Source organism: Quadrisphaera sp. GCM10027208 (genome assembly GCF_042658805.1).
GTDB lineage: Bacteria > Actinomycetota > Actinomycetes > Actinomycetales > SCSIO-59966 > SCSIO-59966.
On record NZ_JBHSRC010000003.1, the window covers coordinates 314,256 to 327,309 of the forward strand.

The 13,054-nt window shown below is 76.1% G+C and carries 16 protein-coding genes and 1 pseudogene; 2 read left to right on the forward strand and 15 right to left on the reverse strand.

Going from position 1 to position 13,054, the window contains the following annotated elements; translation table 11 throughout:
• Positions 1-143: 143 nt before the first annotated feature.
• Both ACFP6A_RS06910 and ACFP6A_RS06915 read left to right on the forward strand, forming a co-directional pair.
• A complete protein-coding gene (locus ACFP6A_RS06910; RefSeq protein ID WP_379602621.1) occupies positions 144-1,310 on the forward strand; it encodes a pyridoxal phosphate-dependent aminotransferase in 1,167 nt (388 codons plus the stop codon).
• A 380-nt stretch (positions 1,311-1,690) separates the two neighbouring features.
• Positions 1,691-1,873 (forward strand): annotated as a pseudogene (locus ACFP6A_RS06915) (M23 family peptidase); the annotation flags it as partial.
• A gap of 138 nt (positions 1,874-2,011) precedes the next feature.
• On the opposite strand, the gene whiG reads toward ACFP6A_RS06915, so the two are convergent.
• The 15 genes from whiG to rpsP form a co-directional block, all read right to left on the reverse strand.
• Positions 2,012-2,809: an RNA polymerase sigma factor WhiG gene (gene whiG / locus ACFP6A_RS06920; RefSeq protein ID WP_379602902.1), complete on the reverse strand. Its 798-nt coding sequence runs from the start codon at positions 2,807-2,809 to the stop codon at positions 2,012-2,014.
• Between the two features lie 215 nt (positions 2,810-3,024).
• Entirely contained in the window at positions 3,025-3,993 is a 969-nt protein-coding gene (locus tag ACFP6A_RS06925) for a tyrosine recombinase XerC (RefSeq protein ID WP_379602623.1), read from the reverse strand.
• 131 nt (positions 3,994-4,124) lie between these two features.
• Positions 4,125-5,300 (reverse strand): DNA-processing protein DprA, encoded by a 1,176-nt coding sequence (locus ACFP6A_RS06930; RefSeq protein WP_379602625.1) that lies wholly within the window; start codon positions 5,298-5,300, stop codon positions 4,125-4,127.
• Complete coding sequence (locus ACFP6A_RS06935; protein WP_379602626.1) at positions 5,297-6,832, reverse strand: YifB family Mg chelatase-like AAA ATPase; 1,536 nt, start codon at positions 6,830-6,832, stop codon at positions 5,297-5,299. Before ACFP6A_RS06935 ends, ACFP6A_RS06930 begins: the two co-directional genes overlap by 4 nt.
• Positions 6,832-7,206 carry a YraN family protein gene (locus tag ACFP6A_RS06940; RefSeq protein ID WP_379602628.1) on the reverse strand — a complete coding sequence of 125 codons (375 nt, stop codon included), beginning with the start codon at positions 7,204-7,206 and terminating at the stop codon, positions 6,832-6,834. The genes ACFP6A_RS06935 and ACFP6A_RS06940 overlap by 1 nt, the downstream gene beginning before the upstream one ends.
• A gap of 117 nt (positions 7,207-7,323) precedes the next feature.
• Positions 7,324-7,647, reverse strand: a complete 324-nt coding sequence (locus tag ACFP6A_RS06945; RefSeq protein ID WP_379602629.1) for a DUF2469 domain-containing protein — start codon at positions 7,645-7,647, stop codon at positions 7,324-7,326.
• Positions 7,644-8,468, reverse strand: a complete 825-nt coding sequence (locus ACFP6A_RS06950) for a ribonuclease HII (RefSeq protein ID WP_379602630.1) — start codon at positions 8,466-8,468, stop codon at positions 7,644-7,646. The genes ACFP6A_RS06945 and ACFP6A_RS06950 overlap by 4 nt, the downstream gene beginning before the upstream one ends.
• Positions 8,465-8,968 (reverse strand): NUDIX domain-containing protein, encoded by a 504-nt coding sequence (locus ACFP6A_RS06955; RefSeq protein WP_379602631.1) that lies wholly within the window; start codon positions 8,966-8,968, stop codon positions 8,465-8,467. Before ACFP6A_RS06955 ends, ACFP6A_RS06950 begins: the two co-directional genes overlap by 4 nt.
• Positions 8,965-9,666, reverse strand: coding sequence for a signal peptidase I (gene lepB, locus ACFP6A_RS06960; protein WP_379602632.1), 702 nt, complete (start codon positions 9,664-9,666; stop codon positions 8,965-8,967). Before lepB (ACFP6A_RS06960) ends, ACFP6A_RS06955 begins: the two co-directional genes overlap by 4 nt.
• Positions 9,663-10,226: a signal peptidase I gene (gene lepB, locus ACFP6A_RS06965; protein WP_379602634.1), complete on the reverse strand. Its 564-nt coding sequence runs from the start codon at positions 10,224-10,226 to the stop codon at positions 9,663-9,665. Before lepB (ACFP6A_RS06965) ends, lepB (ACFP6A_RS06960) begins: the two co-directional genes overlap by 4 nt.
• 53 nt (positions 10,227-10,279) lie before the next feature.
• Entirely contained in the window at positions 10,280-10,639 is a 360-nt protein-coding gene (gene rplS, locus ACFP6A_RS06970; RefSeq protein ID WP_379602635.1) for a 50S ribosomal protein L19, read from the reverse strand.
• A gap of 209 nt (positions 10,640-10,848) precedes the next feature.
• Positions 10,849-11,652, reverse strand: coding sequence for a tRNA (guanosine(37)-N1)-methyltransferase TrmD (trmD, locus tag ACFP6A_RS06975; protein WP_379602637.1), 804 nt, complete (start codon positions 11,650-11,652; stop codon positions 10,849-10,851).
• Positions 11,653-12,159, reverse strand: a complete 507-nt coding sequence (rimM, locus tag ACFP6A_RS06980; protein WP_379602638.1) for a ribosome maturation factor RimM — start codon at positions 12,157-12,159, stop codon at positions 11,653-11,655.
• 75 nt (positions 12,160-12,234) lie between these two features.
• Entirely contained in the window at positions 12,235-12,474 is a 240-nt protein-coding gene (locus tag ACFP6A_RS06985; protein ID WP_379602639.1) for an RNA-binding protein, read from the reverse strand.
• A gap of 2 nt (positions 12,475-12,476) precedes the next feature.
• Positions 12,477-12,980, reverse strand: coding sequence for a 30S ribosomal protein S16 (gene rpsP / locus ACFP6A_RS06990; RefSeq protein WP_379602640.1), 504 nt, complete (start codon positions 12,978-12,980; stop codon positions 12,477-12,479).
• Positions 12,981-13,054: the final 74 nt, after the last annotated feature.

Below are 13,054 nucleotides of genomic sequence, written 5' to 3' on the forward strand. Positions count from 1 at the left end.
CCCGCTGGTGCGGGACCGAGGCGGCGTGCCCCGCCGGTCTCCGGCGGTGTGCGGGCACGCGAAGTGAGGTCGACCGGAGCCGACCGCGGGTCATCCTACGCCGCGCGCGGGCGCCACCCAAACCACGCGTCTAGGGTCGGGGCATGCCGGCCGGACTCGTGACGCGGATGCAGGGCTTCGGGACCACGGTCTTCGCCGAGATGACCGCGCTGGCGCGGGCCACCGGTGCGGTCAACCTCGGCCAGGGCTTCCCGGACACCGACGGTCCTGACGAGCTGCTCGAGGCGGCGGTCGCGGCCCTGCGCGGTCACGAGCACAACCAGTACCCGCCGCCGCGCGGGGTCCCGCAGCTGCGCGAGGCGATCGCCGCTCACCAGCGGGACTGGTACGGGCTGGACGTCGACCCGGACGCCGAGGTGCTCGTCACCACCGGGGCGACCGAGGCCATCGCAGTGGCGGTGCTGGCCCTGTGCGAGCCCGGCGACGAGGTGGTCACCCTGGAGCCCTACTACGACTCCTACGCGGCGTCCGTGGCGCTGGCGGGGGCCGTACGCCGGCCGGTGCCGTTCGGACCGGGCTTCTCCCTGGACGCCGCGGCGCTGGAGGCCGCCGTCACCGGACGGACCCGGCTCGTCCTGCTGAACACCCCGCACAACCCGACCGGCCGGGTGCTGGACCGCACCGAGCTCGAGGCGGTGGCCGACGTCGCCCGCCGGCACGACCTCGTCGTCGTCACCGACGAGGTCTACGAGCACCTGATCCTGGACGACGACGCCCGCCACGTGCCGCTGGCGTCGCTGCCGGGGATGGCCGAGCGGACCCTGACCGTCTCCTCGGCCGGCAAGACGTTCTCGGTGACCGGCTGGAAGATCGGCTGGGTGCACGGTCCGGCCGCCCTCGTCGACGCCCTCGCGGCCGTCAAGCAGTTCGTCACCTTCGTCTCCGGCGGGCCGCTGCAGCCCGCGGTCGCCGGGGCCCTGGGCTGGCCGCGGGAGTTCTTCGCCGAGCAGGCGGCGGACCTCGCCCGCCGCCGGGACGTCCTGTGCGAGGGCCTGGTCGACGCGGGGTTCGACGTCGTCGTGCCGCAGGCCACGTACTTCGTGCTCGCCGACGCCGCCCCGCTCGGCTACCCGGACGGGCTGGAGCTGTGCCGGCGGCTGCCCGAGCTCGCCGGCGTGGTCGGCGTGCCGGTGCAGGCCTTCGCGGACGACGTCGAGCCGGTGCGCTCGCTCGTCCGGTTCGCGTTCTGCAAGCGGGAGGACGTGCTGGCCGAGGCGGTGCGCCGGCTGCGGAGGCTGCGGAGGGCCTGACGTGTCCTCCACAGCCGCCGCGGCCCGGTGCGTCGTGCACAGCGGCCGCCGGTGACGTCGTCCGGCCAGGTGGTGGCGGTCAGGGTGGCGGGGTGGGACGCAACGGGTGGTCGAGGTCCAGGGCCGGCGGGCCGGCAGCGAGCAGGGCCGGCGGGCCGGCGGCGGGCAGGTCCGTCGCACTGCTGACGGTGGCAGTGGCCGCCGTCCTGCTGGCCGGCGCCGTGTCGGTGGCACCGCCCGGCCGGGCCGCGGACCCGGTCCGGGGCTGGGACTGGCCGCTGCGTCCTGTGCCCGCGGTGCTCCGGCTGCCCGCGATCCCGGCCTCGCCGTGGGCGCCGGGGCACCGCGGGGTGGACCTGGCGGCGGCGCCGGGCGACCCGGTGCTGGCTCCGGCGGACGGCGTGGTGACGTTCGCCGGCCGGGTCGTGGACCGTGGGGTGCTGACCGTCACCGTCGCCGGCGGGCTGCGCAGCAGCGTGGAACCGGTGGACGCGCTGCTGCCGGCCGGCACGCCGGTGGCGCGTGGCCAGGTGGTGGGGGTGGTGGCGGCCGGTGCCGGCCACTGCGAGGCCCGGTCGTGCCTGCACTGGGGGGTGCGCCGCGGTGAGCGGTACGTGGACCCGCTGGGACTGCTCGGGCCGCCGGCTCCACCCGTGCTGCTGCCGCTGAGAGGCGTCGTGCCCGTCAGCGCCCGGCCGGGGTCACCCGGCGTCGCGCAGCTTGCCCCGCAGCTGCACGACGGCCTTGGTGTGCATCTGGCAGATCCGGGACTCGGTGACCCCGAGGACCCGGCCGATCTCCGCCAGGGTGAGGCCCTCGTAGTAGTAGAGGGTGATGACGATCTTCTCGCGCTCCGGGAGCTGGTCGATGGCACGGGCGAGCAGGAACTTGGTCTCCTCGCCCTCGAACGCGAGGACCGGGTCCTCCGCCTTGGCGTCCTTGAGCGTGTCCCCCAGTGACAGGCCGCCCTCCCCCCGGTCGCCGGAGGACATGAGCTCGTCCAGCGCCAGCACGTTGACGTAGGACACCTGGGTGAACACCGCGTGCAGGTCCGTCACCGGCATCCCCAGCCGGTCGGCGACCTCCGCCTCGGTGGGGGTGCGGTGCAGGTCGGCCTCGAGTGCGGCGTAGGCACGCTCCACCTCGCGGGCCTTGCTGCGCACCGACCGGGGGATCCAGTCCAGGGCGCGCAGCTCGTCGATGATCGCGCCGCGGATCCGGGAGATCGCGTACGTCTCGAACTTGATCGCCCGGTCCAGGTCGAACTTCTCGATCGCGTCGATGAGGCCGAAGATCCCGTACGACACGAGGTCGGCCTGCTCGACGTTGGGCGGCAGGCCGACGCCGACCCGGCCCGCGACGTACTTGACCAGCGGCGAGTAGTGCAGGATCAGCCGCTCGCGCACGGACTCGTCGCCGGTGTCCTTGAACCGCCGCCAGAGCCCCTGCAGGAGCGCCTCGTTCTCGGCGGCCGGGTCGGGCACTGGCTCCTCGGGCACTGTGCTCTCAGGCACTGTGCTCTCGGGCGTCGCGTGGTCGGCCGCCCGGCCGACCGGCACCCCGTCCTGGTGCGCCCGGTCATCGCGTACCCGGTCGTCGCCCACCGGGTCGTCACGCACCGGGTGGTCGCGCACTCTGCCCTCGCGCACGCTGCGCTCGCGCACCCTGCCCTCGTGCTCGACGTCCTCGGGCACTGTGCTCCCCGTCCGCCTCGTCATGCCCGTGGGTGGGCCCGGTCGTAGCTGCGACGCAGGCGCTCCACCGACACGTGCGTGTAGACCTGCGTCGTGGCGAGACTAGCGTGACCGAGAAGTTCCTGAACGCTGCGGAGGTCCGCGCCCCCGTCGAGCAGGTGGGTCGCCGCGCTGTGCCGCAGCGCGTGCGGCCCGGCGTCCGTGCCGTCCCCCAGGTCGGCGAGCAACCGGTGCACGACGTCCCGGACCTGACGGGTACCCCACCGGTTGCCCCGTGCTCCGAGCAGCAGGGCCGGCCCGGACGCCGCGGTGGCCAGCCGCGGACGTCCCCGGGTGAGCCAGCCGCGGACCGCCCGCTCGGCCGGCACCCCGAAGGGCACCACCCGTTCGCGCGCGCCCTTGCCGAGCACCCGCACGGTGCGGCGGTCGAGGTCCACGTCGTCGACGTCGAGGCCGACGAGCTCGGCGACCCGGATGCCGCACGCGTAGAGCAGCTCGAGAGCGGCCCGGTCCCGCAGGTGCGTCGGCGCACCGTCGTCGGCCCGGACCGCGGCAAGGTCCAGCAGCCGCGCGGCCTGCTCGGCACGCAGCACGGTGGGCAGGTGCCGGTCCGGGTGCGGCGCGCGCAGCCGCAGCGCCGGGTCGGTCTCGAGCCGGCCGGTGCGAACCGCCCAGGAGGTGAAGGTCCGGGCCGCCGACGCCCGCCGGGCCAGGGTGCTGCGGGCCAGGCCGGCGGCGGCCATCCGGGCCAGCCAGGAGCGCAGCAGCGGCAGGTCGAGTCCGTCCAGGCCGGTGGCACCGGTGGCCGCAACCTCCGCGAGCAGCCCCGCGACGTCGGCGAGGTAGGCGCGCACGGTGTGCGTCGATCGCCCACGCTCGGCCTCCAGGTGCCGGCGAAAGTCCACCAGCACCTGCTCCAGCTGCTCCGGCAGACGCGGGTCCTCCGGCAGACGCGTGGACGCCGCGGCGGCGGGCACCTCCGTCGTCATGGCGCACACCGTGGACCCTGCCGCGCCCCGGCACAAGCACCGTCGACACGCCCGGCGTGGCGGCCCGGGCACGGCGTGTCCCCTCGCGTCGGAACAGGTCGCCCCGAGGCCTGGTCCGAGCGGCACCCGTCTCAGGTCCGTCGCCACACCTGGCCGTCGGCTCCGGTCCGGAACTCGGCCAGGCCGGCCAGGTAGAGACCGGCCAGCGCCTGCTCGACGTCCGGCCGGGGCAGGCCGGCCACCCGGACCAGGGAGTCCACGCCGACGGGCCGGCGCACGGGCAGCGACTCCAGGACCCGGGCCTGCTGCGGCGGCAGGTCCTCCTCCGGCGCCGAGGGGGCACGGTCCGCGGCGGACGGCCCGACACCGATCGGCCGGACCAGCTCGGCGACCTCGTCGGCGTCGGTGACGCACACGGCGCCGTACTCCCGCAGCAGCACGTGGCAGCCGGCGCTGGCGGCGGAGCCGACCGGCCCGGGGACGGCGCCGAGGGCCCGCCCGAGCGTGGCGGCGTGCCGGGCCGTGACGAGGGCGCCCGAGCGCACGCCGGCCTCGACGACGACGGTGCCGCGGGTGAGCGCGGCGATGAGCCGGTTGCGCTGCAGCAGCCGGTCCCGCATCACCGTGGTGCCGGGGGCGACCTCGGCGACGACCAGGCCCTCGGCCGCGACCGTGCGCAGCAGGCCCTCGTGCGCCATCGGGTAGAAGCGGTCGACGCCGCAGGCGAGCACGGCGACGGTGAGACCGGGGGCGGCCAGCGCGCCGCGGTGCGCGGCGGCGTCGACGCCGAAGGCGGCGCCGGAGACGACGGTGAGCCCCCGGGCGGCGAGACCGGCGGCGAGGTCGGTGGCGACGGTGAGCCCGTAGGCCGTCGCGGCCCGGGCGCCCACCACGGACACGCCGGCGCCGACCGTCGGCCCGAGCGGCCGCTGCCCGAGCACCCACAGCCCGTACGGGCGGGCGAGGTCGAGGTCGTCGACCCCGCCGGGCCACTCCGGGTCCTCGGGGGTGACGAACCGTCCGCCGAACCGGGCCACGGTGTCCAGGTCCCGGTCCGGGGCCAGGACGTCGACCCGGGTGCGCCACCTGGCCAGCGCCCGGCCCAGGCGGGCCGGGCTGCCCGCGTCCCAGTGCTCGAGGACCTCCGGCGGCAGCCGCCGCCCGGCCAGGACGTGCTCGAGGGCGCCGGCGGCGCCGAGCGCCGCGATGGCCGCGCCGGCCGCCTCGTCACCCGGTTCGGCCAGCCGGGTCCACGCGGCGCGGGCCACCCGGTCGGCGTCGCCGCGACGGGTCAGCCGGTCCGTCACGCCGCGCCCCCCATCGTCCGCAGGAACACGGCCCGCTCCACCTCCTCGCGCCCGGGGCTCCTGCCGGCCAGGTCGGCGAGCGTCCACGCCGTCCGCAGCACCCGGTCGTACCCGCGGGCGGTGAGCAGGCCGCGGTCCAGGGCCCGGTCGATCGCCGCCGTCGCCGGCGGCGCCAGGCGCAAGCGGCCACGCAGCAGCGGGCCCGGCACCTCCCCGTTGCACTGCCAGCCGGTGCCGGCGAGCCGCTCCCGCTGGGCGGCCCGCGCGGCCCGGACGCGGCCGGCGACGACGGCGCTGCTCTCCCCGGGCCCACCGCGGATCGCCCGGTGCGACACCGGCTGCACCTGCACCTGCAGGTCGACCCGGTCCATCAACGGCCCGGACAGCCGCTGCAGGTAGCGGCGCCGCGCGAGCGACGTGCACGTGCACTCCAGGCCCTTGCCGCCGCCCTTGCCGCACGGGCACGGGTTGGCGGCCAGCACGAGCTGGAAGCGGGCCGGGTACCGGGCCACCCCGCGGGAGCGGGCGATGACGAGCTCGCCGTGCTCGAGGGGCTGCCGCAGCGCCTCCAGCACGCTGTGCCGGAACTCGGGCGCCTCGTCGAGGAAGAGCACGCCGCGGTGGGCCCGGGAGGCGGCGCCGGGCCGCGGCAGACCCGTCCCGCCGCCGACGACGGACGCGGTCGAGGCGGTGTGGTGCGGGTCCTCGAACGGGGGCCGGCGCAGCAGTCCGCCACGGGGGTCGAAGGTGCCGGCCACCGAGTGCACGGCGGTGACCTCCACCGCGGTGTCGTCGTCCAGGTCCGGCAGCAGCCCCGGCAGCCGGGCGGCGAGCATCGTCTTGCCCGCTCCCGGCGGACCGAGCAGCAGCAGGTGGTGGCCGCCGGCGGCGGCGACCTCGAGTGCGTGACGGGCCTCCTCCTGGCCGACGACGTCGGCGAGGTCGGGCTCCGGCCGGGGCGCACCCGCCCGGGCGGCGACCGGGTGCGGCACCGGCACCGAGCGCCCCGGGGGCCGCCCGGGAAGGCCGCCGTGGGCGAGGACGACGTCGGCGAGGTCCACCGCGGCGACCACGTCGACGTCCCCGACGAGGCGGGCCTCGTCGGCGTCCGCGGCGGGCACGACGACCCGCCGCACCCCCGCCCTCGCACCGGCCAGCACGGCCGGCAGGACGCCGCGGACCGGCCGCAGCCGGCCGTCCAGCCCGAGCTCGCCGACGTGCAGCGTGCCGGCGGCCGAGTCCGGCGGCACCTGCCCGAGGGCGGCGAGCAGGGCGACGGCGACGGCGACGTCGAACCCGGACCCGGTCTTCGGCAGGGACGCCGGGGACAGGTTGACGGTCACCCGTCGCTGCGGCCAGCCGTGGCCGGCGTTGGCCAGGGCGGCCCGGACCCGGTCCCGGGCCTCGGACAGCGACGCGTCGGGCAGACCGACGAGCGCGAACGCCGGCAGCCCGTCGGCCACGTGCGCCTCCACCTCGACGACGTGCCCCTCGACCCCGAGCAGGGCGACCGAGCGAGTGCGACCCAGCATCACCCGACCGCCTGCACGTGGTCGACGACGGCCGCACCCCGCGCGGGCCGCAGCACCGCGACGACGTCGATGCGCACCTGCGGCCAGCGCCGCCCACGGACCGGGTCGTCCGCGTGCTCGGCGAGCCAGACGCCGAGCAGTCGGCGCAGCCGGGCGAGCTTGGCGGGGGTGACCGCCTCCAGCGGATGCCCGGCGGCCAGCGACCGGCGGGTCTTCACCTCGACCGCCACCAGGCAGTCGTCGTCGACGGCGACGACGTCGAGCTCGCCGAGGGAGCAGCGCCAGTTGCGGTCCAGCACCTGGTAGCCGAGGTCGAGCAGGTGCCGTACCGCGACCCGCTCCCCGTACCGTCCGACGGCGTCCTTCGCCCGCACCGCAACCACCTCCGGGCGCCACGGTGACGTGCGCCGGGCGGGGCCGGGGCCGCTCCCGGAAGCCCTGTGGACGGCCGGCCCGGCTGGCCCGCCTGTGCGGGACAGGTGCCGCGGCTGCTACCGGGAGAAGCCCTCCGGCTTGGGCACCTCGAGGTCCGTCTTGGACAGCTCCTCGACGTTGACGTCCTTGAAGGTCACGATCCGTACGCTCTTGACGAACCGGGCCGAGCGGTAGACGTCCCAGACCCAGGCGTCGGTGAGGGTGAGCTCGAACCACACCTCGCCGTCCGACGTCCTGGGGACGAGCTCGACCCGGTTGGCCAGGTAGAAGCGCCGCTCGGTCTCCACGACGTAGGAGAACAGCCCCACGACGTCCCGGTACTCGCGGTAGAGCGCGAGCTCCATCTCGGTCTCGTAGTTCTCCAGGTCCTCGGCGCTCACGGGGCCATTGTGCCGCCGACCGGGTCCTCGAAGAGCGGCACGGTCCCGGCGCCGGGCTCAGGGACCCCGGCGGCCAGGTCGCCGGCACCGGTCCGGGCGGCGCCCGCCGGCCCGCTGCGGGGCAGCCGCCAGCTGCGCCGGTGCTGCTCGCAGGGGCCCAGGAGCCCAAGAGCCTCGAGGTGCTCGGGCGCGGAGTAGCCCTTGTTCCCGGCCCAGCCGTAGTCGGGGTACACCTGCGCCCGTTGCCGCATCAGCGCGTCCCGCTCGGTCTTGGCCAGGACACTGGCCGCGGCGACCGCGGCGCACCGCAGGTCGCCCTTGACCAGGGTGCGCACGCAGCCCTCGGCGAGGTGGACGTCGGGGGCGGCGTCCGGCTCGAGGTCGCCGAACAGGGACAGCGGCAGGGCCGGGCGGGTCAGCCAGTCGTAGGACCCGTCGAGCAGGACGGCGTCCGGGGGCTCGGGCAGGCGGGCCAGCGCCCGGTTCCCGGCGAGGCGCAGAGCGGACAGGATGCCGTGGGCGTCGATCTCGTGCGGCTCGGCGTGCCCGACCGCCCAGGAGGTGGCCCAGCGACGCAGCCGGGGCACGAGCGCCTCGCGGGCCGCGGGGGTGAGCAGCTTGGAGTCGCGCAGCCCGGCCGGCGCGCTGCGGGTCGTGGCCTGCACGACGACGACCCCGACCGTCACCGGTCCGGCGAGCGCTCCGCGGCCCACCTCGTCGACGCCGGCGACGAGCCGGGCACCGGAACGCAGCAGCCGGCGCTCCTCCCGGAGCGTGGGGACCGTCGACCGCGGTCCGCGGCGGGCGGCTGCCACCGTCACAGCCCCACCCGCCGGGGGGTGGCCGGCAGGTCCCGGTGGGCGCCCTCACCAAGCCGGACGACGTCGTCCGGGATGACGCCCGGCGGCGGGTCTCCCAGACGCCACCACGTCGTCCCGACGAGCGACCTGCGCTCCCACCGGGTCCACGCCGTCGGACGGGGCTCGAAACGTGCGACCCGGACGGCGAACCAGGTCTCCCGCTGGCGGAAACGGCGTCCGGCGAAGTCGAACTCGACGGTCCGCCCGGTGACGGCCGGGCCGACGTCGTCCAGCCACAGCCCGGTCTCCTCGAAGAGCTCCCGGCGGGCGGCGGCCCCGGCGCTCTCCCCCGCCGCCACCCCGCCACCGGGCGGCAGCCACACCGCCGGGGCGTGCGGGCGGGCGGGGTCCGTGCCGCCGACGAGCAGCAGGGCGCCGTCCGGGTCGAGGCACAGCACCCGGGCGGCGCGGCGCGCCGCTGGTGCCGTCCCGGTGCCCCGGTCGGTGGGTCCGGCGCTCACGGCTCGGGGACGGCCTCGAAGACCTCGGGGTGGTTCCCCAGCCAGTCCAGCCGCGAGGGCGGCCAGATGACGGCGATCGCACGCCCGACGACCTCGTCGACCGGCACGGTCCCGCCGCCCTCGAGGTCCTGGTGCCACCGGGAGTCCTGGGAGGCCCCGCGGTGGTCGCCCATCACCCACAGCGCGTCGGGACCGACGGTGACCTCGAAGGTCATGTCGCTGGGTGCGTCCCCGGGGTAGACGTACGGCTCGTCCAGCGGGACGCCGTTGACGGTCAGCCGGCCCTGCGCGTCGCAGCAGGCGACGACGTCCCCGGGCAGCCCGATCACCCGCTTGATGAGGTGCTCGCCGGAGTCCTGCGGCAGGATCCCGACGAACGTCAGCACGTCGACGACGACGTCCCCGACCGCGCTGCGGTCCGGTTCCGGCACCGGGTCCAGCCACTGGCCGGGGTCGTGGAAGACGACGACGTCGCCGCGGGACAGGTCGATCGGCCCGGGGGTGAGCTGGCTGACGAGCACCCGGTCGCCCGCGACGAGCGTCGGCTCCATCGACGGGCTCGGGATGTAGAAGGCCTGGACGAGGAACGTCTTGATCAGCAGGGACAGCACGAGGGCGGTGCCCACGACGATGACGGTCTCGCGGACCAGACCCAGCAGCCGGCTGCCGGCGCGACGTTCCTCCGTGCGCTCGCTCACGGCGTCCTCTCGACGATCCCGATCCGGTCGACCGGCCACAGGACCGCGACGACGCGGCCGGTGACCCGGTCCTGACGCACCATCCCACCGCCTGGGCGACCCAGGAGGGAACGCGAGTCTGCGGACACGCTGCGGTGGTCTCCCAGCACCCAGAGCCGCCCCTGCGGGACGACCACGTCGAACCGGAGGTCACTCGGCCGGTCGCCAGGATAGAGGTAGGGCTCCTCGAGCGGCGCACCGTTCACGGTGAGCCGGCCGTCGGCGGCGCAGCAGGCGACCCGGTCCCCGGCCACGCCGACGACCCGTTTGGCGTAGTCGCCGCCGTCGGGGAAGGTCCCGCGGCCGTCGAACACGACGACGTCACCGCGCTGGACGTCGCCGGTGAGCGCCGGCAGCCGCAGGACCGCGACCCGGTCCCCCGGCTGCAGGAGCGGCTGCATGGACGCCGTCGGGATGACGAACGCCTGGACGACGAGCAGCCGCAGGCCCACGGTGACCAGCACCGCGAGCACGGCCGCGGCGACGACCTCGGCCCACCAGGGCCACCTGCGAGCCGGCACGGCAGAGCCTCGACCGACGGACCTCGGCGCCCCGGGTGCCGCAGCGCCGGGTGTCAGCGCGCCGGGGTGGTCTCGCGCTTCTCCCGGATCTTGGCGGCCTTGCCGCGCAGGTTGCGCAGGTAGTACAGCTTGGCGCGCCGGACGTCGCCACGGCTGACCCGCTCGATCTTCTCGATCACCGGGGTGTGCACGGGGAAGGTGCGCTCGACACCGACGCCGAAGCTCACCTTGCGGACGGTGAAGGTCTCGCGAACCCCGTCGCCCTGGCGGCGGATGACGACACCCTGGAAGACCTGGACGCGGGAGCGGTTGCCCTCGACGACCCTGACGTGGACCTTGACGGTGTCGCCGGCGCGGAAGTCCGGCAGGTCGTCGCGCAGGCTGGCGGCGTCGACGGAGTCCAGGGTGTGCATGTCAGTCGCTCTCTGCGCCGTGCCACAGGTCACGTGCGCGCTGCTCGGCGGCGCGGCGTGGCGCCGGGGTGTCCGGTTCGGTGGGTGTCGCGCGTCCCGCCTCGGACCGGTCCCCCTGCGGCAGGACCGGACGGTCGCGGGCGCGACACGATCGCCCAGTGTGCCACAGCCGGAGACCGCGGTGCGAAACCGCCGCCGGGTGGCCCGGCTCAGGGCTCGGCCCGGCACAGCCGCCCGTGCTCGAGGACCCAGCCGAGGTCGTCGAGCAGGGCCAGGTCGGCGGCGTCCAGACCGGCCGGGTCCAGCCGCTCCACGAGGTCGGGTCGCCGGCGCGCCGTGCGGCGCAGAGCCTCGTCCCGGCGCCAGCGGGCGACGAGCGCGTGGTTCCCGGAGGACAGCACCTCGGGCACGGACCGGCCGCGCCAGGTGGCGGGCCGGGTGTACACCGGGTACTCCAGCAGGCCGGCGGCGTGCGACTCCTCGACGAGGGACTCGGGGTTGCCGACGACTCCCGGCAGGAGCCGGGCCACGGCCTCGACGACGACGAGGACGGCGGCCTCACCGCCGCCCAGCACGTAGTCGCCGATGCTCAGCGGCCGGACCGGCATCCGCTCGGCGGCGTCCTCGAGCACCCGCTCGTCGATGCCTTCGTACCGGCCGCAGGCGAACGCCAGCCAGGGCAGTCCGGCGAGCTCGTGCGCGGCCGCCTGGGTGAACGGCGTCCCGCTCGGGGTGGGCACGACGAGGGTGGGCACGGCGGTGTCGTCACCGAGCGCGGAGCGGCCGGCGGCCAGGACGGCGTCCAGGGCCTCGCCCCACGGCTCCGGCCGCATCACCATGCCGGCTCCCCCGCCGGCCGGGGAGTCGTCCACCGTCCGGTGCCGGTCGTGGGTGAAGTCCCGCAGGTCGTGGACGGCGAGGTCGAGGACGCCGTCGCGCCGGGCCCGGCCGATGAGCGACAGGTCCAGCGGGGCCAGGTACTCGGGGAAGATCGTGACGACGTCGAGGCGCACTCAGTCCTCCAGCAGCCCGCCGGGCGGGTCGAGCACGACCCGACCGCCGTCGACGTCGACCTGCGGCACGATGGCGCGGACGAACGGCACGAGGACGGTGGCCCCGGACGGCTGGTCCACCTCGAGCACGTCCTGCGCGGGCAGGTGCAGCACCCCGGCGACTCGTCCCACCTCGCGCCCGTCGACGGTGACCACCCGCAGGCCGACGAGCCGCGCGGCCGGCCAGGCGTCGTGCTCGGCCTCCTCGGCCTCGGGGTCGACGTCGGCCACGAGCAGGACGCCGCGCAGGCCCTCGGCCGTGGTGCGGTCGGTCACCTCGGCGAAGGTGAGCAGCAGCCGGCCGTTGTGGTCGCGTGCCGACCCGACCGTGAACCGGCCGCGGTCGGGGTCGGTGGACAGCACGGCCCCGGGACGCAGCCTCAGCTCCGGGACGTCGGTGCGCACCTCGACGGTCACCTCGCCGCGGACCCCGTGCGGGCGGCCCACCCGGGCCACGACGACGTCCATAGGTCCTCCTGTGCTCAGGCGCCCACGCGCCTCGAGCGGGCCCCCGCGCTCGGGAGCCCGCTCGAGGCGGCGGTGTCAGCGGCGGTCGACGTCGACGAGGTCGACTCGGACCCCACGGTCACCGGCCAGCGCTCCGACCACGGTGCGCAGCGCCTTGGCGGTGCGACCGGAGCGGCCGATGACGCGGCCGAGGTCCTCGGGGTGCACCCGCACCTCGAGCAGCAGCCCGCGGCGCAGGTTCTTCTCGGCCACCCGGACGTCGTCCGGGTGGTCGACGATCCCGCGGACGAGGTGCTCGCAGGCGTCGGCCAGCACGGTCAGGCCTCGGCTCGCTCGGCCGGAACGCTCTCGCCCTCGGCAGCCGGCTCGTCGGCAGGCTGCTCAGCGGCGGGCTGCTCAGCGGGCTGCTCAGGAGCGGGCTGCTCAGCGGCCTTCGTCGCCTTCTTCCGCGGAGTCGTCGCCTCGGCGGTCGGCTCGTCCATGGCCTCCTTGGCGGCAGCCTCGAAGACGGCCCGCTTGTCAGCCTTGGGAGCGGCCACCTTGAGGGTGCCCTCGGCACCCGGCAGGCCCTTGAACCTCTGCCAGTCACCGGTGACCTTGAGCAGCGCGAGCACCTGCTCGGTCGGCTGGGCGCCGACACCGAGCCAGTACTGGACCCGCTCGGAGTCGATCTCGATGAGCGACGGCTCCTCGGTCGGGTGGTACTTGCCGATCTCCTCGATCGCTCGACCGTCCCGCTTGGTCCGGGAGTCGGCGACGACGACGCGGTAGTACGGCGCCCGGATCTTGCCGAGGCGCTTCAGTCGGATCTTGACGGCCACGTCTGTGGTGTCTCCTGCTCTTGTGGGGGTGGGAGCCTCTCGGCCACCGTGTGGGGGTCGGCGGCACCGGGGCT

Excerpts from the sequence above, each read along its gene's own strand:
- rimM (WP_379602638.1), bottom strand. The coding sequence starts at position 12,159 with ATGGACGTCGTCGTGGCCCGGGTGGGCCGCCCGCACGGGGTCCGCGGC.
- ACFP6A_RS06935 (WP_379602626.1), bottom strand. The coding sequence starts at position 6,832 with ATGCTGGGTCGCACTCGCTCGGTCGCCCTGCTCGGGGTCGAGGGGCAC.
- ACFP6A_RS06910 (WP_379602621.1), top strand. The coding sequence starts at position 144 with ATGCCGGCCGGACTCGTGACGCGGATGCAGGGCTTCGGGACCACGGTC.
- rplS (WP_379602635.1), bottom strand. The coding sequence starts at position 10,639 with ATGCACACCCTGGACTCCGTCGACGCCGCCAGCCTGCGCGACGACCTG.
- ACFP6A_RS06925 (WP_379602623.1), bottom strand. The coding sequence starts at position 3,993 with ATGACGACGGAGGTGCCCGCCGCCGCGGCGTCCACGCGTCTGCCGGAG.